Here is a 23,115-nt window from a genome sequence, read left to right as displayed (position 1 = left end):
GATCATGGTCATGTACAATGGCGAGCGGGTGGAGCAGATCACGCCCGAAAGACTGCAGGCGCCCACCCACCCCTATTCCAAGCTTCTGTTTTCCTCCGTGCCGAAGCTTGACCCGACATGGCTCGATAGCCTCGTCCGCGACCCCGAGCTGGTCAGCCAATACGGCCATCGCTAGAGCGGGCTCACCGCGCCCCACACTCTTCCTGGAATTGCTCTGACTACACCGGGAACAGGCTGGGCAGTGGCATGGGCGCCTTGACGATGGGAGACTTCAGCACCACGAAGCTGAAATACTTGTCGATGCCGATATCCATGTCGCTCAGCCGCTCCATGATCTCCTGGTACTCGCCGATGCCGGCGGCCACGAATTTCATCAAATAGTCGTAACGGGCGGAAACGCGGTGGCATTCGACGGCCGCATCAACTTTATCGATGGCGGCAAGGAAACGCGCGAAGTCGATCTGGCGATGGTTTTTGAGCGTGATTTCCGTGAACACCGTAAGCGTGCGCCCCAGCTTTGCGATGTCGATCTGCGCCGAATAGCGCACGATATAGCCTTCGGCATGCAGCTTCTTTACCCGCATCAGACAGGGGCTGGGGGAGAGATTGACCCGTTCGGCCAATTCCACATTTGTGATGCGGCCGTTCTTCTGCAGCTCGTAGAGGATCTTGATGTCAATCCGATCGAGTTTCATGGGCTAACGCGCTTCCTGTCAGGGCAAACAGCCCACCGCAGCCGGCTTTCACCCTGTCTACAATTGCGAGCAGAGCCGGTAGGCCTCATAGATCGACGAGTAGATGTCCCTGCTGGCAACCGCGTCTCCAATGCGGTGCAAGACGAATGATCCGGCAGCTTGGGGACCATGGTCTCCCTCAGTTTCCATTCCCGTGATCAGTGCTATGTCGGTGACGCCGTTGTTGGCTGAGCGGGCTCGCAAATCCTGGTAGGTGTCCTCCATGGGCACCGTACCGCGTTCGACAATGAGTTGGGCTGCCGTCATTTCCGTTTCCGCACCGGTGAGCTCATGCCGGAACGTGGCGGCGATGCCGTTGCCTTGGCGCGCTGCCTTGACCAGGCGCACATCGCTGACGACCCGGATGCCGCGTTCCGAGGCGCGTTTGCGGAAACTCACCCTGTCCGGATAGGGCGTTTCGATCGCCATCGTGTCGTCCGCTATGGCCAGGCTGACCACGCGCCCCGGGCGGGCAAGATGCAGGGCGCAGGAAACTGCGGCCTGGCGTCCGGTCTCATCGTAGATGAGCACATCGTCCTTCGCTGGCACGACGCCGGTCAGGACGTCCCAGACGCTGTCGCAATGTTCAGCACCCTCCAGCCTCTCCATATCGGGAACGCCGCCGGTGGCGACGATGACCGCGTCGGGTTTCGCGGCAAGGACGATTGCTGCATCCGCACAGGTGTTGAGACGGACTTCCACGCCCAGGCGAGCGAGTTCGTCGGCACGCCAGTCGACTATGCCGATGAGATCCTTGCGATCGGACGCCGAGGCCGCAACGAGCACCTGCCCGCCAAGCCGTGCTCCGGCTTCGAGCAGGCTCACTCTGTGGCCGCGCTCGGCGGCGACCCTTGCCGCCTCCATTCCACCCGGACCACCGCCGACCACGACAACCCGTTTCGGCGTTTGCGCCCGCACGATGGTATGGCTGATGATCGTTTCATGGCCGCTGGCCGGGTTGTGAATGCACTGGACTTTTTTATACAGGCAGTAGGATGCACCGACGCAGGGGCGGATGCGTTCTTCTTCGCCGCGTATCACCTTGTTGACGATATGCGGGTCGGCAATATGCGCCCGGGTCATGCCGACCAGGTCGACAAGGTTCTCGCGAATGGCGTGCCGCGCCGTCGCTATGTCCCGAATGCCGGCGGCGTGGAACACGGGCAGGCTGGTTTCCCGTTTGAACTGTCCAACCAGCGGCAAGAACGGCGCGCTTGGGCTGAACATGCCGGGCATGTTCTGCTCTGCCAGCGACAGATCGGTGTCCATGCGGCCAAAGATGCAATTGAAGAAGTCGACATGGCCTTCCTGCTCGAACAGCCTGGCGAAGGCCAGGCATTCTTCGAAATCCGACCCGTCGTCGACCGCCTCGTCGATCACCCACCTGATGCCGACAGCGAAATCGTTGCCCACCGCGCGGCGGATCGCCTCGTGAACCATCAGGCCGAAGCGCACGCGGTTTTCCAGCGAGCCGCCGAAGCCATCCGTGCGCCTGTTGGTTCTGCGCGAGAGGAATTGACCGATCAGATGCCCGCCGGTGACGGTTTCGACACCGTCCAGACCGCCGTCCACGCAGCGCCTTGCGGCACTGGCATAATCCTTGATGATCCTGCCGATGTCCGCGGCATCCATCTCCTTTGGAAAATTCCGGTTTCGCGTCTCGCGAACGCGGGACGGCGCCACCGGCGGCAGCCAATTCCCGGCATAGGCGGTAGCGCGCCGGCCAAGGTGCGAGACCTGGCACATGACGGCCGCGCCGTGGCGATGGATTCGATCCGACAGCGACTGGAGATGAGGCACAATCCGATCGCTCGAAAGATCCAGCTGACCGCCGCCCCAGCTCGAATCGGGCGAGGTCATGGCCGAGCCGCCCACCATGGTCATCGCCAAGCCGCCGCGCGCTTTCTCCTCATGGTAGCGCTGGTAGCGCTCGAGCGGCAGGCCACCATCGTCCAGCATCGAGGCATGACTGGTGCTGACGACACGGTTGCGCAGCGTCAGACCCTTGAGCCGAAACGGCTGAAGCAGAGGATCGCTGGATGTGCTGCCTGCTTGAGATGCCGCTATCTTCACGTCCTGTTCCACCCCATTCATGAGGGTTATAGTTCGCCATTTTCAGACCCATGGAAAGCTTGATAATTGTTTGGGCGCCTATACGCTGGGCGTATGGCTGGTTTTGCAAAACTCGTTCCTTCCGCGCGCGGACTGCTTGTCTTCGAAGCTGCCGTCCGGTCGGGTAGCTTCACGGCAGCGGCGCGCGAGTTCAACGTCACGCAACCATCGATCAGCCGCAGCATTGCGCAGCTCGAGGCCGATTTTGATGTTGCTCTTTTCACAAGAGGCCCAACGGGTTTGACCCCGACGCCGGACGGACGTGCCCTCTATTCGGCTGTACGGGAGGGATTCGACGGCATCGCGGAGGTGATCCGGAGAATCAAGCAGAACAACGCTGCCAAGCCGGTGGTCACCCTTTCCCTGTCGAGTTCTCTGGCAACCTATTGGTTCGTTCCGAGGTTAGGGGCTTTCAACACCAGGTTTCCTGACGTCGACCTGAGGTTCGAACTGATCGCAGGCGTCCTGCGAGGACCCGCCGAGAATGTCGACATCGCCACGAGAATCCTGGCCGATGACGACACCCACTATCACCACTGGGCATTCTCGCCGGAAATCATCGTCCCGGTGTGCAGCCCATCCTATTTGTCCGCCCACGGCCGGTTGATCCATGCCGGACGCGGGGAAGGTCATGCCCTACTTCACCTGACCGACGCCAAGGAGCAGTGGCTGGACGCCTGGGGCAGTGTGGCGGACCGCAAGACCAGCAAGGCAAAGTGGCTCGAATTCTCGGACTACGCGGTCGTGCTTCAGGCCGCGATGAATGGGGAAGGCGTGGCGCTCGGCTGGCTGAGCAACGTTTCAAGGGCGTTGCTTCAGGGAACCCTTGTCCCGGCCTCGGACAGGCAGATCAACACGGGCCGGATCCATCAGCTGATTGCACCGCGCTCGAGGCCGATATTGCCTGTCGTGTCCGATATCTGCGCATGGATGATCGCCGAGATGCAAGCCGAATTGAAAGCACTGCACCCGATCTTGCGGCCGGACATCTGGTAGCAGCTACAGGCGACACATGCAGCGCAGTGCGCCAATAGCCGACTACCTCGGAAACAGGCTGGGCAACGGCATGTGCGCCTTGACGATGGGGGACTTCAGCACCACGAAGCTGAAATACTTGTCGATGCCGATGTCCATGTCGGTCAACCGCTCCATGATGGTCTGGTACTCGGCAATGCCAGCGGTCACGAATTTCATCAGATAATCGTAGCCGCCCGACACGAGGTGGCATTCGATGACCTGGTCGATCTTCTCCACGACGGCGAGAAAACGGGCGAAGTCCACCTGGCGATGGTTCTTCAAGGTGATTTCGGTGAACACCGTCAGCGTCTGGCCGAGCTTGCCGATATTGACCTGCGCGGAATAGCCTTCGATGTAGCCCTCCGACTGAAGCTTCTTGACCCGCATTAAGCATGGGCTTGGCGACAGATGCACCAGATCAGCCAGCTCCACATTTGTGATGCGGCCGTTCTTCTGCAGCTCGTACAGAATCTTGATATCGATCCGATCCAGTTTCACGGCGATCTCCGCAGAACGCAAGCCGCAGCACAAAATGCTGCCTTGCTCATAGGCATTGACACTACCACAGCCCGTTGGCCTGTCTATCCAAGCGGACAGTGCCTAGAACGCAGAGGCTCCCGATTTCGAGCGGGCTGCCGATATAAAATTCTGCTTCCGCTTCAACTGCGGCAGCGGCTGCCTGCACAACACGGTAGATTGGTGCGTGAAGGCAGAGAGACCATGCGCGCGCCACTACAGCAAATCGAGACATCCGGCGAACTGCCAAAAATAGCGGACGCGGTGGTGATCGGCGGCGGCATCGTCGGCATCTTCGCGGCCTACTATCTCGCCAGGCGCGGCATGAAGGTCGCGCTTGTCGAAAAAGGGCGCATTGGCGCCGAGCAGTCCTCGCGGAACTGGGGGTGGTGCCGCCAGCAGAACCGCGACGCGCGCGAGTTGCCGATGGCAACGCGCAGCCTCGATCTGTGGCAGCGCTTTGCGGCAGATACCGATGAAGACACCGGCTTCCGCCGCTGCGGCTTGCTCTATCTCAGCAATGACGAGGCGGAACTGGCCGGCTGGGCACGCTGGCGTGACTTCGCCAGAACCGCCGGCGTCACCACGCACATGCTCGATAGCGCCGAGGCCAGCGAGCGGGGCCGCGCCACTGGCCGGATTTGGCAGGGCGGTGTCTTCTCGCCGACCGACGGCACCGCCGACCCCTCGCGGGCCGCGCCCGCGGTCGCCAGCGCCATCCTCAAGCTCGGAGCCTCCGTGCACCAGAATTGCGCCGCGCGCGGTATCGCGACCGAAGCCGGACGCTTGAGCGGTGTGGTCACCGAAAGCGGCACGATCCGGACCAAGGTGGCGGTGCTGGCCGGCGGCGCCTGGGCCTCCTCCTTTTGCCGGCAGTTCGGTTTCCGCTTTCCGCAGGCGTCGATCCGTTCCTCCATCCTGTCCGTTTCGCCAGGCGCGGAGGGTCTGCCGGATGCGCTGCACACGGCGAGTATCTCGGTCACGCGTCGCGGAGACGGCGGCTACACGCTCGCCATAAGTGGACGCGGCCGTGTGGACGTGACACCGCAGCAGTTGCGCTTCTCCTCGCAGTTCCTGCCCATGTTCCTGAAGCGGCGGCGAAGCCTCGCGCCCGGCGGCCTGCAAGGCATGCGCTCGGGCCACGAAACGCTCCGATACTGGCGGCTCGACCAGCCGACACCGATGGAGCGGGTGCGCATCCTCGATCCGGTCCCGGACAAGGCAACCCTCCGCCTGGCCCACGCCAGGGCGATCGAGCTGCTGCCGGCACTCCGCCAGACCAGGATCAGCGCGACCTGGGCCGGCTACATCGACAGCACGCCGGACGGCGTGCCTGCCATCGGCGAGATCCACAGCGTTCCGGGTTTCTTCCTGGCTGCCGGGTTCTCGGGACACGGATTCGGCATCGGGCCCGGCGCCGGGCACCTCGTCGCCGATCTGATGACCGGGTCGCAACCGATCGTCGACCCAATATCCTACGATCTCAGGCGCTTCGACACTTCGGCCTGGGGGAAGGTTGCCGATTTTTAGACGGCAGAGACATATCAGGACGGCATCGAATCTCATCAGCCGTCCCGCAAAAAGGCGCCGATGGGCGCAGGGCGGACAGGCGCTTGCCCACGGAACCTGCCGACAGCGCCAGGCGTGCAGCCGGTCTGTGCCGCGACGAGTTCGACGGCGGCCAACTGACAATAGCGCCCCTGGCATCGCCCCATGCCGACGCGCGACAGCGATTTCGCCCTGTTGGCCTCGCCGCCGCCGAAACCCGCACCCTGGCGTATGTCTCCGGCAGTCACGTTCTCGCAGCGGCAGACGACCGCGTCGTCGGGGAGCGCCTGCACCATCACGGCCGGCCACGGAAATGCGTGAGCCAGGCCGCGGGCAAAGCGCTCGAGCCGGACGAGCTTGCGCAGATCGGCCCTGAGGGAAGGCGTCGGCAATCCCAGATCGGCAAGGCACGCCGCCGCGGCAAGGCGTCCCGCGATCTCCGCGCCATCTGCCCCAAGGAGACGAACCCCGTCCCCCGCAAGATAAACTCCATTGCCGGCACGACCCATAGCATCGGTCTTTGGCAGCCATTGCCGCCACTGCTCATCATAGGCGAAGGCACATCCCGAAAGGTCGGCCAGATGCGTCTCCGCCCGCAGGTGCCAGCCCATGCCGATCGTGTCGCATGGGGTGAGGTGCAGCCTTCCGCCGGCGTCACGCCAGCGCATCGCCGTGACACTTTGCCCGTCGGCCTCGATCCGTTCGAGCGTGACGCCCGCATGGTAGTGGCCGCCGAGCCGCGCCCGCAGGACCAGACCGCGCAGCGCGACAAGCGGCCGCGCGGCAAGGTCCCGGAGCCCTCGCATCTGCTGGTGCCACGAAGAGGTATCCAACACCGCCGCCACATCCGCTCCAGCCTTGACGAGCTGCGTGCCGACCAGCGTCAGCAGAGGCCCCGATCCGATCAGGACGATGCGCCGCCCCAGCGCCACGCCCTGCGCCTTCAGCGCGATCTGCGCCGCGCCAAGGCTGTAGACGCCGGCGCTCTGCCAGCCGGGGATCGGAGCGACACGATCGGATGCGCCGCTCGCAAGGATCAGGCGGTCATAGCTGACCAGCTGCACGCCGCCCTCCCCCAGCACGTGCAGCCGACCCTCCTGCACGGCGATGACCGAGCTTCCCGCGCAATGGGTGAGCCGCGCCTCTTTGGCCAGCCGGTCGAAGAGAGCATGCAATGCGCCCGCCTTCGCCGCCTCGGGACCGTAGAGTTGCTTGGCAGTGCGGGCAAACCCGGCGGGCGGGCGGCGATAGATCTGCCCGCCGGCGCGCTGCGCTTCATCGATCACCACCGGACGGAGCCCGGCCTCGACCAGCATGACTGCCGCCCTTATACCGGCCGGACCGGCACCGACGATCACGACTCGTGGCGATGAAGTCTCACTCACGGCCAGCTCTCCGGCGCCGTTGTGCGCAACCGCATGCCTTCGGCGACAAATGCCGAGCACGCCCGCAGTCGCGGTCCCTCATCCTGCCAAACCCAGCAATCCTGGCAGGCTCCCATCAGGCAGAAGCCGGCGCGCGGCTCGGGTCCGAATTCGGACATTCGCAATGTGTGCCCCGACGCCAGCATGGCCGTCAGCACGGTGTCGCCCGCCAATGCCCTGCACATCTGCCCGTCGAGATAGAAATGCAGCTGCACCCGGTTGAACTCGGCCAGTCGGACGATGCGGCCGGCGGTGATCATTCCGCCGCCGCTCGCACCGTGCCAGGACGAGGCAGGTCCGGGAAGCGTTCGCAGACCGCGTCAAACGCCGCCTGGACACCTTCCGGTCCCGAGCGCCCCTTCATGCGGCGGAAGATCTCCGTCTTGGTGAAGAACCGCCAGTGGATCGGCAAATCCCCCAGTATAGCAGTGAGCAGGTCATAGGCGGCCGGCGTCCACTGCGCTTCGTAGCCGTCACGCTCCGGGCCGAAATGGAATTGGCCGCCGGCCGGCTCCTTCCGCGCACGCAGTTGTCCCGTTGCCTGCTCGTCGATCTCGCCGCCCCGGATGACCACGCCATAGTCGCGCCCGGCCGCGTCCGGCGAGAGATACCCGCGCCGCACATCCTGCGCGACCCGCCAGGGCTCGCGTTCATACGGATCGCCGCGCCCGCCGCCTCCGGCGGAGCGGATCTCCAGAACGTCGCCGGGCTGCAGCACAGTGGTGTCGATGTTGCCCAGCCGCCGCTCATGCTCGGTCGCCGGATTGACGACCATGTCCGACAGGCCGGCCGCCTTGCCGCCCAGCACGCCCCAGGGACGGAAGAAGCTACGGTCGCGGTTGCGCGCCGTGATCCTGGAATCGGGGGCGAAGACGCGGAAAGCCATTTCGGTCGCCAAGCCGCCGCGCCAACGCCCCGCTCCGCCGCTGTCCCTGGCGAGCCCGTATTTCACGAATTCGACCGGGGTCTCGGTCTCGGTGATCTCGATCGGCGTGTTCTTGAGATAGGCGGCATCCGCGCCCGATCCATTGGTTCCGTCGCGATGCGGCATCGCTCCGCCGCCGCCCACCACGGGATTCACCGCCGTGATGACGGTGCGGTGGGTCCGCTCGTCCGTGGTCATGACATTGATGATGCAGTTGTTGCCGGCCGGCGCCGCGGGCAGGCGCTCCGGCAGCGCCTGCGAGAAGGCGCCGAAGATGACCGACCGCAGCCGGGCGCAGGTGAGCGAGCGCATGCCGACGGCGGCCGGGTGGACCGGGTTCAGCACGGAACCCCGGGGCGTGATGCAGGTAAACGGCCGGGTCAGACCCGTGTTGAGCAGGATCTTCGGGTTCAGCGTGTAGAGCACGTAGTAGACGCCAACCAGCAGCATGGTGTGTCGCGGGTCGCCGCCTGAAGGCACGTTGAGCGAGGAGCCGAGCTGCGGATCGGAACCGGTGAAGTCGAGCACTGCCTCGTCGCCTTTGATCGTCAGCGTCAACTTCAGCCGGCACGGATTGGCTTCGATGGAATCTTCGTCGGCATAGTCCCAGAATTCCCATGTGCCGTCAGGCATGGAGCGCAGCACGTCGCGCGCCTGCGCTTCCGCTTGGTCGAGAAGAGCAGAAACACCTTCGATGAAGCCGGCCTTGCCGAACTTCCTCACCATTGCCTGGATCTTGCGCTCGCCGGTGTTGAGCGCCCCGACCAGCGCCTTGATGTCGCCGATGTTGAGGTCGGGCTTGCGCACATTGGTGCTCATAATCCGCAGGATCGACTCGTCGAAAACGCCCTCTCTCACCAGCTTCATCGGCGGAAAGCGGATGCCTTCCTGATGGATTTCGGTCAGCGCCCGGCTGAGCGAAGCCGGCACGGCGCCACCCATATCCGTGTTGTGGATGTGCCCCCCGGTCCAGGCGATGATTTCGTCGTCGACGAAGACCGGCTTCCAAAGATGCGTGTCGGGTGCGTGCGTGGCGACGTGGCCCGAATAGGGATCATTGGTGAAGGCAACATCGCCCGGCCGGTAATCGTCGACCATCGCGATCGCGCGGTGATAGGAGAGTCCCGGATACCAGGTGGCGCCGAGTTCCATCGGCACGGCGAAGGTCGCGCCTGAACGGTCCATCAGCATCACGGTAAAGTCCTGCGTCTCCTTGACGAAGGCGGAGTGCGCGGTGCGGTGCAGCGTGTGGGCCATGTTCTCGGCGGCCGCGCGGGCATGGTTCGCCAGAACCTGAAGGTTTGTGCGGTCAAACATGGCATCACTCCGCGAAGGTGAGCAGAAGGTTGAGATGGCGATCGACCCGTGCCTGCGTTCCCGCGGGAATGGCGAAAGTGGTGTCTTCCTGAACGACCACGGCAGGCCCGCGGAACGTGCTGCCCGGCACGAGGGCTTGCCGGTCGTGGAGGTCGACGGTCTCGACGCGCGCACCCGTGTACACGGAGAGCCGGCGTCCCGGAATGGCCGGAGCATCGATCTCGTCGATCTCCGGGAGGGAGAGTTTCGGCCCTGCGCCTATGGCCGATAGCCGGACATTCACAAGTTCGATCTCGCCATCCGGATCGTGGAAATCATAGAGCCGCTCATGGGTGAGATGGAAGGCTCGCTCGATGGCCGCAAGATTGCCGTCTGCCAGCCATTCCGGCAGAAGGACAACCTCGATTTCATAACTCTGCCCGAAATAGCGCATGTCGCAGGTGAGATTGAGTTCCGCCGCCGCCTTGTGCCCCTGCACCGCAAGCCAGTCGCGACCCTCACGCGCCAGCGCCTCGAAGGCCTCGCGAATTCCGGCAAGCGACACGGCCGACAGCGGGCTGAAGATGGTGCGGATGAAGTCCCCGCGCAGGTCCGCCACCAGCCCGCCCAGCGCCGACACCACGCCCGGCCTACGGGGCGCCATGACACGTTTCATGCCGAGTTCGCGGGCAAGGAAAGCACCGAGCATCGGTCCGCCGCCGCCGAAAGGCATCAGCGTGAAATCGCGCAAGTCCACGCCGGCGCGCGAGGCAAGCTTCTCGACCTCGACGAACATCTCCGACACCGCGATGTCGAGAATCGCCTGCGCGGTCTGCTCGACCGGACGGCCGAGCCGGATGGCAAGTTCGCCGACGGCGCGATGCGCCAGGCCCGACTCGATTCTGAGCTGGCCATAGGCCATCTCGCTGTGACCGAGCCATCCGCACACCACCATGGCGTCCGTCACCGTCGGTCGCTCGCCACCACGAGCGTAGCATGCCGGTCCTGGCGTCGAACCGGCCGATTCTGGTCCGACCCGCAGCACACCCTGCGCGTCGACACTGGCGATCGAGCCGCCGCCGACACCGATCGAACTCACCGACACGGACGGGATGTGGAGCGGAAACTCGCCGATCAGTTCGCCGGTGCCGAACTGCGGCTCGCCGTCGATGATGAGCGCGAAGTCGGCCGATGTGCCGCCGATGTCGAGGGTAAGGATCCTGTCTTCGCCTGCCTGGCGCGCCAGCCACGAGGCGCCAATGACGCCGGAGGCCGTCCCCGACAAAAGCATGTTCACGCAGGCGCGCTTGCCTTCGGCGGCGTTCATCAGCCCGCCATTCGACTTGGTCAGCATGGGACGGGCCTGCACGCCGTGGCCCTTCAGCCGCTCTTCCAGCGCCGTCAGATAGCCGGAGACGCGCGGATGGACATAGCCGTTGAGGATGGCGGTCGAGCTGCGTTCGTATTCGCGGATGACCGGCCAGACTTCGGCCGAGGAGAAGACGAACAGGTCGGGCGCAAGACGCGTGATGGTCGCCTTCACTGAAGCTTCTTGCGCGGCATTGCGCCAGGCATGCAGGAAGGACACAATGATGCCTTGCGCCCCGTTGGCTGTCGCCACTGCCACAGCCCTTTCCACCGCCGCCACGTCCGGCGCCCAGGATTCGCTCCCATCGGCGCGCATGCGGGCCGGAATGCCGAAAACCATGTCGCGCGAGATCAGCGGATCCGGCCGCGAGCAGAACAGCGAATACATGTCCGGCATGCGAAGCCGCGCCAGTTCGATGACGTCCTCGAAGCCGGCATTGGTGAACAGCGCGAGTGGTGCGCCCTTGCGCTGGATGATGGTGTTGATGCCGACGGTCGTACCGTGCACGAAACGCGTCATGCGTTTGGGATCAAAGCCTTCGCGTTCGGCCAGAAGCGTGAGGCCCGTCATCAGCTCGGCACCCGGATCTTCCGGTGTCGTCAGCACTTTGAGCGAGGCGACGTGCCCCGAATTGGCTTCCAGCGCGCAAAAGTCGATGAAGGTGCCCCCGATATCGACGCCGACCTTCCAGTCGACTTCGTTGCGCGCCTTGTCCGCCTCGATGACACCATCCATGATGCGTCCCTTCCTGTCTGCCAACCAAAGCTGACACGACAGGATGGGTAGGGTCCAAGACGTATGACGGGGAAAGATATAAGCCTCGCTTATGCCCCTGCTTCGTCATCGCCCAGCACGGCACAACAGGCCGTACGGATCTGGTCCCGCATCATCTCATCGGCCCGCGAAAGGGCCCGTGCGCGCGAGGTCAGCAGCGCGATCGGAAATTCCGGCCCCACCGCGAGCGGCCTGACAGCGAGCCCAGCAAACTGGTGCCAGGGCAGCAAAGCGTCGACCAGCGCGACACCCAGGCCGGCCTGGACGAAGCCGACTGCCGAGATCGAAACGTCGATCTCGAGCGACGGCGAAAGCCTCACACCTTGCGCGCGGGCAGCGTGGGCCAGCTCGTCGGCGGGACGGGTGTTTGCGCGATACGATATCAAGTCCTCGCTGGCGAGATCGGCGAGCGTCAGCTCGGTTTTCCCGGCCAATGCATGCCCGGCGGGCAGCAGGCAGGCGAAGCCGACGCTACCAATCACCTCCGCCTCAATATCGGGTGGCAGGCGGTCGTCCATGGCCACGCCGAGGCTGGCATCGCCGGCGCGCAGCATGTCGACGATCGCGGCGATCGGCGCCATATGCGACCGCAGCAAAATGTCGGGATGCTGGGCACGGAAGCTGGTAAAGGCGCGCGGCAAGATAGCCATGGCCGGTGGCGGCGAGGCGGCGACCCGCACCAGCCCCGTCCGGCCAAGCCGCAAGTCGGTGGTCTTGCGGCGCAAGCCCTCCAGCCCCGCTGACAACCGCTCCGCATCGGCGAAAATCTCAACCGCCTCAGGGGTCGGCCGCAGCCGGCCCTTGATGCGCTCGAACAGCGTGAAGCCGAGTTCGTCCTCGGTGTGAATCACGATCTGGCTCAAAGCGGGCTGGGAGATGTTCAGCATCCGCGCCGCGGCGGTCACGGTGCCGGCGCGCATGACGGCGATGAACACTTCGAGCTGCCGCGCGCGCATTGCCACTCCATAGGTAAAGCTTATGGTTTCTGTCCAAACCCATCCTTGACGCAATGCCACCGCCCAAACAAGATCGGCAAGAAATTCGGTTGGTTTTAGCAAGGGGCCGCTATGGATGTGATCGTGCTGGGCGGCGGACTGATGGGGACGGCTTCGGCCTATTTCCTTGCTAGGCGTGGCGCGCGCGTGACGCTGATCGAACGCAACCGGGTCGGCACCGGAGCAACGGTCGCCTCCTTCGGCAACATCCGGCGCACGGGGCGCCATCTGTCCCAGCTTCCGCTGGCCCACCGCTCGCTCCGGCTCTGGGGCGAAGCTGAAAAAATGCTTGACCGCGACGTCGAGTTCCGCGCCACCGGTCATCTCAGGCTGATCTTCGATGAAGGCGGCCTCGCCGACATGCGCGCCTATGCCGACGCAGCGCGGCCCTGGGGGCTCGAGCTGCAGGAACTTGGCCCGCGCGAGATTAGTGCGCGCTTTCCCGGACTCGGCCCTGACGCGCTCGCGGCGTCGTTTTCTCCGCAAGATGGCAGCGGCAATCCGCGGCTGATCGCACCCGCCTTTGCCGAGGCGGCCCGTAAGCTGGGCGCGCAAATCATAGAGGGAGCCGAGGTCGAGAAGATCGCCTATACAGGTTCCGGTTTCCTTATCGGCAGTTCGAAAGGTGCCTTCGCCACCGACTGCTTGCTCAACACCACCGGAGCCTGGGGCGCGCGCATCGCCGCGCAGTTCGGCGAGGAGGTACCGCTCGACGCACGCGGTCCGCAGATGGGTGTGACCGAGCCGCTGCCGCATCGGATCCTGCCGGTGGTCGGCATCTGGACGCGCGACAAGGACCATGGCGCCTATCTGCGTCAGGTCGAGCGAGGCAACATCGTCTTCGGCGGCGCAGCCGAAAGAGTAGCCGTGGACCTCGATCCAGGCCATGCGGTCGCCGATCCCATGCTACTTCCCTTGCAATTGCACGCCCTCGCGCGGCTGCTGCCGGCAATCGCGCAGGCTACGGTCATCCGTACCTGGTCCGGTTGCGAGGGCTATGTGCGGGACATGCTGCCGGTCATGGGACGCTCGGCGACGACGCCAGGCCTGTTCCACGCCTTCGGCTTCAGCGGACACGGCTTCCAGTTGGGCCCCGGCGTGGGCGACGCCATGGCCGAGCTCATCACGACCGACCGTTGTGAAACACCGCTCGACGATTTCAGGGTCGATCGATTCAACTAAGGCATCTGGAGTTGCGCCGATAAGCGTGGGGTTCGCGTCAGCCCGAGAAGGGGCGGAAGTCCCCTCAGGTTGTAGAGGTCGCTTCTATCGTGCCGCCAATGGCCCAGGGAGCAGAAACTTGGCTTTCGGCTAACAGCCAGAACCGTGGCGGCGCCCGTGCCAGCGCTCCAACATATCTGAATTTGGGCAGTCTGCACCGAACTGCCGGGCAGAGTGCCTTCAAGGCGGGTGATGCGCTCCGGCCAATCACTGCCGGCAAAAAATTTACGATGTCCGGGAATAAACCGGCGCCTGCCCTGGTCTTCCATGCATACGCTGCAGATTGGCCTTGAAGGAACACTACACTGCAAACCCCTACAATGACGAGCACGGCGGCAGCGGCCAAACCATTCCCGAAATGCCTGGAGCGCAAGAGGGTTTCGCCGTGGCCGGCTCGCTCCGCGCCGTCCAGATTTTGCGTTGGGCGGATCGAGAAAGCCTTGGCGCGGCGGTCAAGGTCCTAACCATGAATGCGGCAAAGTTCGTGCTCCAGAGCGGATTCGGACGCGCTGGTGCCGCCGCAGCGTCGCCCAATGAGTAGCGGCTGAAATATCGCTTCGAGAGGCCGAACGGCCCCCGGTCATCGCGATCGCGGGCAGCAGAATTCCCCGTTGACTCGAGAAGAATCCAGAGCAGTATTTTTGATGAGAAATCGCTCCCGCGTGACTTGCCGAAGACAATAGACGCTGACGTCGTTGTTGAGATCGACAGGATGCTCACCGTTCGAAACCGCGCCGGTGCCCGTCCACCGACTGGCAGAAATGATCTGAACGAGGGTCGTCACACCTCCCTACAATCGAACATCTCATCTATGCGGCGCCGAGCCCTCGATGCCTTCGGCGATAATTTTCTTGTCTAGTTTTCGCGCAATGTCGTGAGTGCTTCGACGTCACCTCGCTCGACCGATCGTTCAACATGCGATCGATGAAAGATTTGGCGATCTGATGATTTCGACTGCCAACCGAGAAATTGGGTCAGCGATGCATACCCGGGGCCAAAGTCACCGAGCACGAGGGCTTTCCACATTTCGGTGCCTGGTTGCTGAGCACGGGCTCTCCGTAACCTTGCGCCCACTTGGCCCGTTGGCGCTCGATACCCTCGCTGCCCATGTGCAGGTGTTGGATGTCCTCGGTTGTCGCCGGGTTGGAATCAGTTTGCTCGCGCGAGCGTTATGGATGAGGTGTTTTGATCAACAGCGGGCTGCGCGAAACGGGCGAGCAGCCCCGTGGTGATTTGTCGAGACACCGCTTGCGAGAACAGGTACCCCTGACCAAGCTCGCAGCCCATCTGCAACAGCATGGCTGCTTGCACTTCGCTCTCGATACCTTCGGCAATGACGCGGATGTTGAGCTTGCGCGCAATGTCGACCAAACCCTCGACGATCGCCAGGCTAGGATCCCCATGTCCGAGGCGGTCGATAAAGGATTTGTCGATCTTGATAATGTCGACGGGCACGGTGAGCAGATGCGTGAGGGAGGCATAACCGGTCCCGAAATCATCCAGCGCGACGCGCAGGCCATGGGCGCGTAGTGCCTTGATCTCTCGAGCGACGATGGGATCGCGCTGGCCGAGATAAACCGACTCCGTGACTTCCAGAATGATATGCTTCAACGGAACGTTCTCACGGCCGAACGCGGCTTCGAGACGCCCATAGAGCGTTCCGCTGTGAAAATCTGCTGAAGAAATATTGAGGCCGACATGCTGCAGCGGAATTCCGTGATCCAGCCAGGAGCGTGCGTCCGCTGCGACGATCGCCATCATGCGTTCCGTCAGATGTGAGGCGACGCTGACATCGGAGGTTGCCTGGTGAAAAACAGCGGCCGAAACAATCTCGCCATCGGGCTTGCGAAGGCGGCATAGCGCCTCGACGCCGACGATCGCGCGGGTGTCAAGGCGCAGGATTGGTTGATAGAACGCGTCTATCCGGCCCTCGAGTAAAGCAGCGTCCACATCGCGGATCACCTCGATGCGGGTCTTTATCGCGCTGCCAATTCCCGGCCAGTACTGCACGAAGCCGCCGGGCGAGGTTTCCTTGGCATGGTAGAGCGCGAAATCGGCATGCTGGTGTACGCTTTTCGCATCGGCATCATCAGCCGACAACACCGCGCCACCGATGGTTGCCCTAGGCAGGATCATGTGCCCGTCACAAGCGGCGGGCACCGCCAGGGTGTCGAGAATATGCTGCGCCGCGCTATCAATGGCGGTCGCGGCTCCGGCCTGCTGAAGGATCACCGCGAACTCGTCACCGCCCATGCGGAACATTCGGTCGGGCGCCACGCTTTCGGCAAGGCGCGTCCCTACCACTTGCAGCAAAGCATCGCCGGCAGGATGGCCGAAAGTGTCGTTGATGGTCTTCAGGTTGTCGAGGTCGATGATGAGGACCGCCCAGGCACCCGGCCGGGCACAGGACAATTGCCCCATCGCGATGTCCAAACTCGCGCGATTGGGCAAACCGGTAAGGGCGTCGATGTAGGCGCTCCTCTCTCGTTCGATGACTCGCTGGTGGCGCTCAAGCGCGATGGCGCATAGGGAGGTACAGGAGGCGACGACCTTCTCTTCAAACGCGGTGGGGCCGCGCCTTTCGGGAAAATATAGCGCGAAGGTGCCGAGTACTGTTCCGGCCGCGTCGCAGATCGGGCTCGACCAACAGGCTTTTAGTCCAAGTGCGAGGACGGGCTCCTTGAAGCCGATCCAGCGTGGATCGCTCGCGATGTCCGTTGTGGCAACGGCTTTCCTGAGATAAGCGGCGCTGCCGCAGGAGCCCACCAGCGGTCCTGTCAGCAAGCCATCGAGCAGAGCTGAGTACTCGTGGGGGAAGGATGAGCCGGCAAGCGGATGGAGCAGCCCGCTTCGGTCCACTCGCAGTACCGAGCACCAGACTCCCGGCAGCATTTCTTCGATCCTGTGACACAGGTGGTCGGTTGTCGCTTCGAGCGTTTCGCCCCTGGCGATCATTTCGAGGATAGTGTTCTGAAGATGCAGCACTTAACCCCCGGACCAAATTGGCAAGTACTTGTCGCCCTGTAGCCTAGCGTCATCACTAAAGGATATGTGGCGTACAAGCTGACAATGTCAGATGATTTTTTTTAAGTGTCACCCGCCAGGTTAACAAACATTGAAGAAGTCAGCGCATCTCCCACGCTGAGCGGTTCCGCTGTTTAGTGTGGGCAGGTACGCTCGAAGCGTTGATCTCCGCGCCGGCATCTGGGTTTGCGACTAAGCGCCGTCCGAAGGGCCGGAAGGGACCGGCTGAAGATTGGAGCAACTCAGCCGCGAGTTCAAGCTTGGGGCAGTGAGGCTGGTGAAGGACGGGGCGTGGCGGTGGCGCAGGCTGCCCGCGACTTCCGCCCTGCCCTGGGTACGCGCATTTGCGCTATCCGGCCAAAGATCGTCGCAATCTCCGCAAACTCGCATTTGTCGACGCTTCTCTGACCTTCTCTGCTCCGCTCTCTTTCATAATTTGTTTTTAAGGCTCTGGCGGTCCTTGGACCCTGTTGCGCCTAACCCGGGACCGCACGGCCTTTCATGAAACCCGTCGGCTGATTTTACCGCCTTGCGCACGGGACCCCGGCCTTGGGCACATAGTCGCCACCTTCCAACTTGTATTTTCAGCCTATCTGGGTTTCATAAGTCAAATAATTTAGGGAGGAATTAGACATGATAAGAAAGGCAATGCTCGGCGCCGGTATTCTTGCCGGCATGTGGAGCGCGTCGTCATGGGCGTCTGCCGAAAGCCTGACCATGTATTGCGGCGTCGACGAGGTCTGGTGCCAGCAGACGGCGCGGGCCTTCGAGGAAAAGACCGGCATCACCGTCGACATGACCCGCAAAAGCGCCGGCGAAATCTACGCGCAGCTGCGCGCCGAGGCCGCCAATCCCAAGGGTGACATCTGGTGGGGCGGCACCGGTGATCCGCACCTACAGGCGGCCGAGGAGGGCCTGACCGAGGAGTACAAGTCGCCCCTTCTCGACCAGTTGCAGCCCTGGGCAATCAAGCAGGCGGAAACATCCGGCCACCGAACGGTCGGTATCTATTCCGGCGCGCTGGGCTTCGGCTACAACAAGGATCTGCTGGCAAAGAACAATCTGCCCGAGCCGAAATGCTGGGCCGATCTGATCAAGCCGGAGTACAAGGGGCAGATCCAGGTCGCCAACCCGAATTCCTCAGGTACCGCCTACAACATGCTTGCCACGATCGTGCAGCTGTTCGGCGAGGACAAGGGTTTCGAGTACATGAAAGCCCTGCACAAGAACGTCAACCAGTACACCAAGTCGGGTTCGGCGCCGATCAAGGCCGCCGGGCTTGGCGAGACCACGATCGGCATCGTCTTCATCCACGACGCCGTATCGCAGGTCGTTGCCGGCTTTCCGATCGTTCCCGTCACCCCTTGCGAGGGAACCGGCTACGAGATCGGCTCGGAATCGATCATCAAGGGCGCCCGCAACGTGGAAGCGGCGAAAAAATTCTACGATTGGGCACTCGAGGCCGACGTCCAGTCCAAGGCACAGGATGCGGGGTCGTTCCAGGTTCCATCGAACAAGGCGGCAAAAACCTCCGACAAGGCGCCCGACCTCTCGGCCATCAAACTGATCGACTACGACTTCAAGAAATATGGGTCGAGCGAGGAGCGCAAGCGCCTGCTGAAAAAGTGGGACGAGGAGGTCGCGTCGCTGCCGCAATAGCCGATGCGCTTTCGCCAAACCCGCTGGCCCATTGAACCGACCGCCGTCCTTTGGATGGCGCTCGGTTGGATGGGCTTTGCCTTGCTGCCCTGGTACGGCATCGAGGACGGGTTCTTCGGTTTTTCGTGGCTGTTCGACGGCTACCCGTTCGATAGCAAATTCGCACCGGCGCTGGTTCTGGCTCTCAAGGGCGAGAAATTGTGGCTGGCGCCGCTCGGCCTCCTGCTGGCGGCGCCACTGCTTCTGTGGGGCCGCAACAAATCCGATCCGTTTTTCGGCCGATTGCTCGTCATTGTCGGCGCTACGGGATTTGGCTGGCTTTTGTTCCAGGGTTTCGCCATCGGGTTGCACGGCTGGCAGTTCCGCTGGCTGACCAGCCTGTTGGGCGACCTTGACGACCGCCAGTTCGGCATGGGTTACGGCGCCCTGCTGGTGAGCGGCGCCTTTCTGTTCCTGCTCACCCTTGGCATTGCCGCGCGCGGTGCCGTCGGCGGCGACGTATTCGTCGTCAGCTCAATCGGCTTTGTCGTCGCGGTGGTTTCCATCTTCATCTTCATGCCAATTCTGATGATGCTGGCCAACGCCTTGCAGACCGACGACGGGGGTTATTCGCTTGTCGCGTTCCTGGCCAAGTTATTCAGCCCGCGCCTGTGGAGCCTGGCTTGTCTCGCTGGCGGCAGCCGCTGCGGTGTTGCCTGGAACTCGCTGCTGCTCGCTGTACTCGTCGGACTGCTGACCATGTTTCTGGGGCTGGTGTTCGCGCTTGTCGTGACACGCACGGGTTTCCGCTACGGCAAGCTGTTGCGTGCGCTGACCGTGTTGCCGATCATCACGCCGGCCTTTGTCATCGGCCTTGCCATTATCCTGTTGTTCGGACTGTCAGGCGCAGTGACACAGAGCGTTGCCGGCGTCCTCGGCATCCAACCAACACGCTGGGTATACGGACTTCCCGGGCTGCTCATCGCTCAGGTTCTTGCCTTCACCCCGATCGCCTTCCTGGTTCTGATCGGGGTTGTCGAAGGGGTCAGCCCGTCCATGGAAGAAGCTTCACAGACGCTCCGCGCCAACCGCTGGCAGACCTTTTGGACCGTATCCTTGCCGCTAATGAGACCAGGCCTCGCCAACGCGTTTCTGCTCGGCTTCATCGAAAGCATGGCCGACTTCGGCAATCCCTTGGTGCTGAGCGGAAATTATGATGTCCTGTCGACGGAAATCTTCTTCGCCATTGTCGGCGCGCAGAACGATGAGGCCCTTGCGGCAATCCTGGCACTGGTGCTGCTAGGCTTCACACTTGGCGCTTTTTACGCGCAACGCTTCTGGATCGGCAGGCGTTCCTATACCACCGTCACCGGCAAGGGCGATGCCGGCGTCCATCCGCGCCTCCCGGACGGGCTCACACGTGCGCTCTATGTCATCGCCGGCCTGTGGACGGCGTTCACCGTATTGGTCTACGCGGTCATCTTCTACGGCAGCTTTGTCCGGCTGTGGGGGGTCGATCAAAGCTTGACCCTGCAGCATTACAAGAGGGCGTTCTCCGTCGGCTGGAATGAGTTCGGCATTCATTGGTCGGGGTCGGCGTGGAGTTCTTTTTGGACGACGATGGAGATCGCACTGATATCGGCACCCCTGACCGCCGGCATAGGGCTTCTGACAGCCTATCTTCTGGTCCGCCAGAACTTCCGTGGCAAGAATGCCTTCGAATTCGCGACCATGCTGTCTTTCGCGATTCCAGGAACTGTCATCGGCGTCAGCTACATCATAGCCTTCAACGTGCCGCCGATCGAACTGACTGGAACCGGCATCATCCTCGTGCTGTCGTTCATCTTCCGCAACATGCCAGTCGGCGTACGCGCCGGCGTCGCCTCGATGTCGCAGATCGACCGCAGCCTGGATGAATCCTCGCTGACGCTTGGCGCCAACTCCTGGCAGACCTTCAGACGCGTCATTCTGCCATTGCTGAAATCGGCAACGCTGGCGGCGCTTGTCTATTCCTTCGTGCGCGCCATGACCGCGATCAGCGCCGTCATCTTCCTTGTCAGCGCGCGTTACGATCTTTCCACCAGCTATATCGTCGGACGTGTCGAGAACAATGAATACGGCATCGCTATCGCCTATTCGACAGTGCTGATCGCCGTCATGCTGGTGGTCATCGGCCTGATGCAACTGGTCGTCGGCAGCCGCAATATCGGCCGGCGCGGTATCCAGAAAGGCGACGGCGGCTGGAGCGTGCGCACCAATGTCAGCCTGCCGGCAACGCCAGGCGGCCACGCGACAATAGCAGGAGCCGGGTGATGGCCGAAATTCGTGGCAACGCCGCCTCGGTGACCTTCGAGCACGTCACCAAGACGTATCCCGGCGCCAGCACGCCGGCGGTCAACGACATTTCACTTGCGATTGAGGCCGGAAGGCTGGTGACGCTTCTCGGACCTTCCGGTTGCGGCAAGACGACCACGCTGCGTATGATCGCTGGCCTGGAGATGCCATCCAGCGGCCGTATCCTGATCGGCGGCGATGATGTCACCCTGCTGCCGGCCACCGACCGCGACGTATCCATGGTTTTTCAGTCCTACGCACTATTCCCCCATATGACGGTGATGGAAAATGTCTCCTATGGTCTGCGCTTCTCCGGCCATGACAAGAAGGAGGCCGCGTCCCGCGCCCGAGCGGGACTGGAGTTGGTCGGCCTGACCGGTTTCGAGGCGCGCCTGCCCAGCGAACTGTCGGGTGGTCAGCAGCAGCGCGTCGCGGTGGCGCGCGCACTGGTGCTCGAACCGCAAGTTCTGTTGTTCGACGAGCCGCTCTCCAATCTTGACGCCAAGCTGCGCCGGCATGTGCGCGAAGAAATCAGGGAGATCCAGACCAAGCTCGGACTGACTGTGGTCTATGTTACGCACGATCAGGAAGAGGCGCTGGCGGTTTCGGACCGGATTATCGTCATGAACAGGGCGGTGGTCGCGCAGGACGGTACGCCGCGCGAACTATACGATGCGCCGGCCAACGCTTTCGTTGCCGACTTCATCGGTGAAGCCAACATCCTGGATTGCGAGGTGGTTGCGGTGCAAGGCGACGTAGCGGCCGTCCGGCTCGGTACACTTGCCTTGAAACTGCCGGCGCGCGGCCATCCAGCAGGCCCCGCGAAGCTGGCCGTCCGTCCAAGCCGCATCGAGATCGGTCCGGCCGGTGCGCCGCAAACGATCGAGGGCACGCTCGCAAAGGTCACCTATGCCGGCAGCCATCTAGAACTCGTCGTTGCCACGGCGCTTGGAGACGTGTTCGTGTTGTCGCGCAATGTCGATGCGTCGTTTCAGGCGGGCGACAATGTCGGCATCGGCTTTCCGGATCGCGGTCCGGTTCTGATCAAAGCTTGAAGGGTTCGACGCAGAGGTCGCGAACCGGGGCGAACACACCGTTGCCGGCGCAGATCACCAGCGTACCCTTTTCCAAAACGGTTCTCGGGTCCGGCTTGACGATCGTGCCGCCGGCTTCTTCCACCAAAAGCATGCCGGCCAGGCAATCCCAGGCGTTCATGTGCTCTTCGACATAGCCGAGCAATCTGCCGGCAGCGACATAGGCTAGCATCAGCGCACCCGATGCGTTGCGGAAAAACACGCCGCCTTCGTCAATCAGGGAGCGGATGACCGTGACGACATTTTGAATATCGACCCGATTGGAGAAGCCGGTGCCGACCGAACCCTCGGTGAGGCTGGTGGCGGCACTTGCCTTGATCAGCTTGCCGTTGAGAAACGCACCACCGCCCTTGCGGCAATGGAAGGTCTCGCCGGTAGAGGGCTCGTGGATGACGCCGACGACGGTATCACCATCTTTGGCGCAGGCGATGACCACGCACCAGGCCGGAATGCCGCGCACGAAATTCGCAGTGCCGTCGATCGGATCGATCACCCAGACATGCCCGGTAGACCCGGTGATTGAGGCATGTTCCTCGCCGACGACGCCGTCGCCGGGGTAGGCAGCTTTCATCGCCGCGCGGATGAACAGCTCGACCTCGCGGTCGGCCTGCGAAACCATATCCTGATGGCCCTTGCTCTCGATTGTAAGGCTGTCGAGATCGCGGAAATATTTCAGGCCGAGCTCGCCGGCGCGTCGCGCGAGATCGATGGCGAAATGTTCACGCGCATTGTTATCGGATGTCATGAGGTCCTTGGCATGGAAAATGCGACTGAGGCTAATGATGGACTAGGAAGCTTAGCGTTGAAGGCAAGGATGTAAATGACACGCGGCCGCGCGAACAACCCTAAAATTCGCCTTCACGTCGTGAGGATAGGTTGGTGAAAACCAAAATCCTTCTTTCCGAGGTCAGCTCGCCAAGTAGGAAAGACACCGCTTGCGCTCGGCGACGAGCGACCGGGCCAGTCAGCGGTGGCGGTCGCGAACCTTAGACGCGCGTCAGCTAGGCGCGAGAGAAGCTTCAAGCGGGTTCCTTCCTCGGGGACTTTCTTACACCTGCCGCCGCCCGGAACTTTCACGAAAACAGACTGGCTGC

General features: G+C 62.8%; 17 protein-coding genes and 1 pseudogene. 8 read left to right on the top strand and 10 right to left on the bottom strand.

The window, feature by feature from the left end; genetic code table 11:
• Positions 1–175, top strand: a pseudogene (locus EOA13_RS39020) (ABC transporter); the annotation flags it as partial.
• Between the two features lie 43 nt (positions 176–218).
• On the opposite strand, the gene EOA13_RS29645 reads toward EOA13_RS39020, so the two are convergent.
• Together EOA13_RS29645 and EOA13_RS29640 are read right to left on the bottom strand one after the other, a co-directional pair.
• Complete coding sequence (locus EOA13_RS29645) at positions 219–695, bottom strand: Lrp/AsnC family transcriptional regulator (RefSeq protein WP_127297033.1); 477 nt, start codon at positions 693–695, stop codon at positions 219–221.
• A gap of 57 nt (positions 696–752) precedes the next feature.
• The gene (locus tag EOA13_RS29640) at positions 753–2,828 is read right to left on the bottom strand and encodes an NADH:flavin oxidoreductase (RefSeq protein ID WP_127297032.1); all 2,076 of its coding nucleotides are present in this window, start codon (positions 2,826–2,828) and stop codon (positions 753–755) included.
• 72 nt (positions 2,829–2,900) lie between these two features.
• On the opposite strand from EOA13_RS29640, the gene EOA13_RS29635 reads away from it, so the two are divergent.
• Complete coding sequence (locus EOA13_RS29635; RefSeq protein ID WP_127297031.1) at positions 2,901–3,842, top strand: LysR substrate-binding domain-containing protein; 942 nt, start codon at positions 2,901–2,903, stop codon at positions 3,840–3,842.
• A 42-nt stretch (positions 3,843–3,884) separates the two neighbouring features.
• Here EOA13_RS29635 and EOA13_RS29630 read toward each other — a convergent pair whose 3' ends face one another.
• Positions 3,885–4,361: an Lrp/AsnC family transcriptional regulator gene (locus tag EOA13_RS29630; RefSeq protein WP_027167818.1), complete on the bottom strand. Its 477-nt coding sequence runs from the start codon at positions 4,359–4,361 to the stop codon at positions 3,885–3,887.
• A gap of 222 nt (positions 4,362–4,583) precedes the next feature.
• Between EOA13_RS29630 and EOA13_RS29625 the strand changes: the two genes are divergently transcribed.
• The gene (locus tag EOA13_RS29625; RefSeq protein ID WP_127297030.1) at positions 4,584–5,909 is read left to right on the top strand and encodes an FAD-binding oxidoreductase; all 1,326 of its coding nucleotides are present in this window, start codon (positions 4,584–4,586) and stop codon (positions 5,907–5,909) included.
• A 35-nt stretch (positions 5,910–5,944) separates the two neighbouring features.
• On the opposite strand, the gene EOA13_RS29620 is transcribed toward EOA13_RS29625, so the two are convergent.
• The 5 genes from EOA13_RS29620 to EOA13_RS29600 all read right to left on the bottom strand — a co-directional run bounded on the left by EOA13_RS29620 (position 5,945) and on the right by EOA13_RS29600 (position 12,671).
• A complete protein-coding gene (locus EOA13_RS29620; RefSeq protein ID WP_127297029.1) occupies positions 5,945–7,312 on the bottom strand; it encodes an FAD/NAD(P)-binding oxidoreductase in 1,368 nt (455 codons plus the stop codon).
• Positions 7,309–7,611, bottom strand: coding sequence for a (2Fe-2S)-binding protein (locus tag EOA13_RS29615; protein ID WP_127297028.1), 303 nt, complete (start codon positions 7,609–7,611; stop codon positions 7,309–7,311). Before EOA13_RS29615 ends, EOA13_RS29620 begins: the two co-directional genes overlap by 4 nt.
• Positions 7,608–9,593: a hydantoinase B/oxoprolinase family protein gene (locus EOA13_RS29610; RefSeq protein WP_127297027.1), complete on the bottom strand. Its 1,986-nt coding sequence runs from the start codon at positions 9,591–9,593 to the stop codon at positions 7,608–7,610. The genes EOA13_RS29615 and EOA13_RS29610 overlap by 4 nt, the downstream gene beginning before the upstream one ends.
• A gap of 4 nt (positions 9,594–9,597) precedes the next feature.
• A complete protein-coding gene (locus EOA13_RS29605; protein ID WP_127297026.1) occupies positions 9,598–11,676 on the bottom strand; it encodes a hydantoinase/oxoprolinase family protein in 2,079 nt (692 codons plus the stop codon).
• An 89-nt stretch (positions 11,677–11,765) separates the two neighbouring features.
• Positions 11,766–12,671 (bottom strand): LysR family transcriptional regulator, encoded by a 906-nt coding sequence (locus EOA13_RS29600; protein ID WP_127297025.1) that lies wholly within the window; start codon positions 12,669–12,671, stop codon positions 11,766–11,768.
• Between the two features lie 111 nt (positions 12,672–12,782).
• Between EOA13_RS29600 and EOA13_RS29595 the strand changes: the two genes are divergently transcribed.
• Both EOA13_RS29595 and EOA13_RS29590 read left to right on the top strand, forming a co-directional pair.
• The gene (locus EOA13_RS29595) at positions 12,783–13,892 is read left to right on the top strand and encodes an FAD-binding oxidoreductase (RefSeq protein ID WP_127297024.1); all 1,110 of its coding nucleotides are present in this window, start codon (positions 12,783–12,785) and stop codon (positions 13,890–13,892) included.
• A gap of 328 nt (positions 13,893–14,220) precedes the next feature.
• The gene (locus EOA13_RS29590; RefSeq protein ID WP_127297023.1) at positions 14,221–14,472 is read left to right on the top strand and encodes a hypothetical protein; all 252 of its coding nucleotides are present in this window, start codon (positions 14,221–14,223) and stop codon (positions 14,470–14,472) included.
• Between the two features lie 608 nt (positions 14,473–15,080).
• Here the strand turns inward: EOA13_RS29590 and EOA13_RS29585 are convergent.
• The gene (locus EOA13_RS29585) at positions 15,081–16,916 is read right to left on the bottom strand and encodes an EAL domain-containing protein (RefSeq protein ID WP_127297022.1); all 1,836 of its coding nucleotides are present in this window, start codon (positions 16,914–16,916) and stop codon (positions 15,081–15,083) included.
• Positions 16,917–17,591: 675 nt separating this feature from the next.
• Between EOA13_RS29585 and EOA13_RS29580 the strand changes: the two genes are divergently transcribed.
• The 3 genes from EOA13_RS29580 to EOA13_RS29570 are packed head-to-tail and all read left to right on the top strand — an operon-like array spanning position 17,592 to position 21,982.
• Positions 17,592–18,614 (top strand): ABC transporter substrate-binding protein, encoded by a 1,023-nt coding sequence (locus EOA13_RS29580; RefSeq protein ID WP_206535329.1) that lies wholly within the window; start codon positions 17,592–17,594, stop codon positions 18,612–18,614.
• A 54-nt stretch (positions 18,615–18,668) separates the two neighbouring features.
• Complete coding sequence (locus EOA13_RS29575) at positions 18,669–20,906, top strand: iron ABC transporter permease (protein WP_206535328.1); 2,238 nt, start codon at positions 18,669–18,671, stop codon at positions 20,904–20,906.
• The gene (locus tag EOA13_RS29570; protein ID WP_127297019.1) at positions 20,906–21,982 is read left to right on the top strand and encodes an ABC transporter ATP-binding protein; all 1,077 of its coding nucleotides are present in this window, start codon (positions 20,906–20,908) and stop codon (positions 21,980–21,982) included. Before EOA13_RS29575 ends, EOA13_RS29570 begins: the two co-directional genes overlap by 1 nt.
• On the opposite strand, the gene EOA13_RS29565 is transcribed toward EOA13_RS29570, so the two are convergent.
• On the bottom strand, positions 21,972–22,766 hold the full coding sequence (locus tag EOA13_RS29565; protein WP_127297018.1) for an inositol monophosphatase family protein: 795 nt from the start codon (positions 22,764–22,766) through the stop codon (positions 21,972–21,974). The two genes, EOA13_RS29570 and EOA13_RS29565, sit on opposite strands and share 11 nt — an antisense overlap.
• Positions 22,767–23,115: the final 349 nt, after the last annotated feature.

Source organism: Mesorhizobium sp. M7A.F.Ca.US.011.01.1.1 (assembly GCF_003998295.1).
In the GTDB taxonomy this organism is placed as follows: Bacteria; Pseudomonadota; Alphaproteobacteria; order Rhizobiales; family Rhizobiaceae; genus Mesorhizobium.
This window is presented reverse-complemented; position numbering and strand designations above follow the sequence as displayed.

Bases quoted from the DNA above. Each gene is read 5' to 3' on its own strand.
- EOA13_RS29645 (WP_127297033.1), bottom strand. From the start codon at position 695: ATGAAACTCGATCGGATTGACATCAAGATCCTCTACGAGCTGCAGAAG.
- EOA13_RS29640 (WP_127297032.1), bottom strand. From the start codon at position 2,828: ATGAATGGGGTGGAACAGGACGTGAAGATAGCGGCATCTCAAGCAGGC.
- EOA13_RS29635 (WP_127297031.1), top strand. From the start codon at position 2,901: ATGGCTGGTTTTGCAAAACTCGTTCCTTCCGCGCGCGGACTGCTTGTC.
- EOA13_RS29625 (WP_127297030.1), top strand. From the start codon at position 4,584: ATGCGCGCGCCACTACAGCAAATCGAGACATCCGGCGAACTGCCAAAA.
- EOA13_RS29615 (WP_127297028.1), bottom strand. From the start codon at position 7,611: ATGATCACCGCCGGCCGCATCGTCCGACTGGCCGAGTTCAACCGGGTG.
- EOA13_RS29610 (WP_127297027.1), bottom strand. From the start codon at position 9,593: ATGTTTGACCGCACAAACCTTCAGGTTCTGGCGAACCATGCCCGCGCG.
- EOA13_RS29605 (WP_127297026.1), bottom strand. From the start codon at position 11,676: ATGGATGGTGTCATCGAGGCGGACAAGGCGCGCAACGAAGTCGACTGG.
- EOA13_RS29600 (WP_127297025.1), bottom strand. From the start codon at position 12,671: ATGCGCGCGCGGCAGCTCGAAGTGTTCATCGCCGTCATGCGCGCCGGC.
- EOA13_RS29595 (WP_127297024.1), top strand. From the start codon at position 12,783: ATGGATGTGATCGTGCTGGGCGGCGGACTGATGGGGACGGCTTCGGCC.
- EOA13_RS29575 (WP_206535328.1), top strand. From the start codon at position 18,669: ATGGCGCTCGGTTGGATGGGCTTTGCCTTGCTGCCCTGGTACGGCATC.
- EOA13_RS29570 (WP_127297019.1), top strand. From the start codon at position 20,906: ATGGCCGAAATTCGTGGCAACGCCGCCTCGGTGACCTTCGAGCACGTC.
- EOA13_RS29565 (WP_127297018.1), bottom strand. From the start codon at position 22,766: ATGACATCCGATAACAATGCGCGTGAACATTTCGCCATCGATCTCGCG.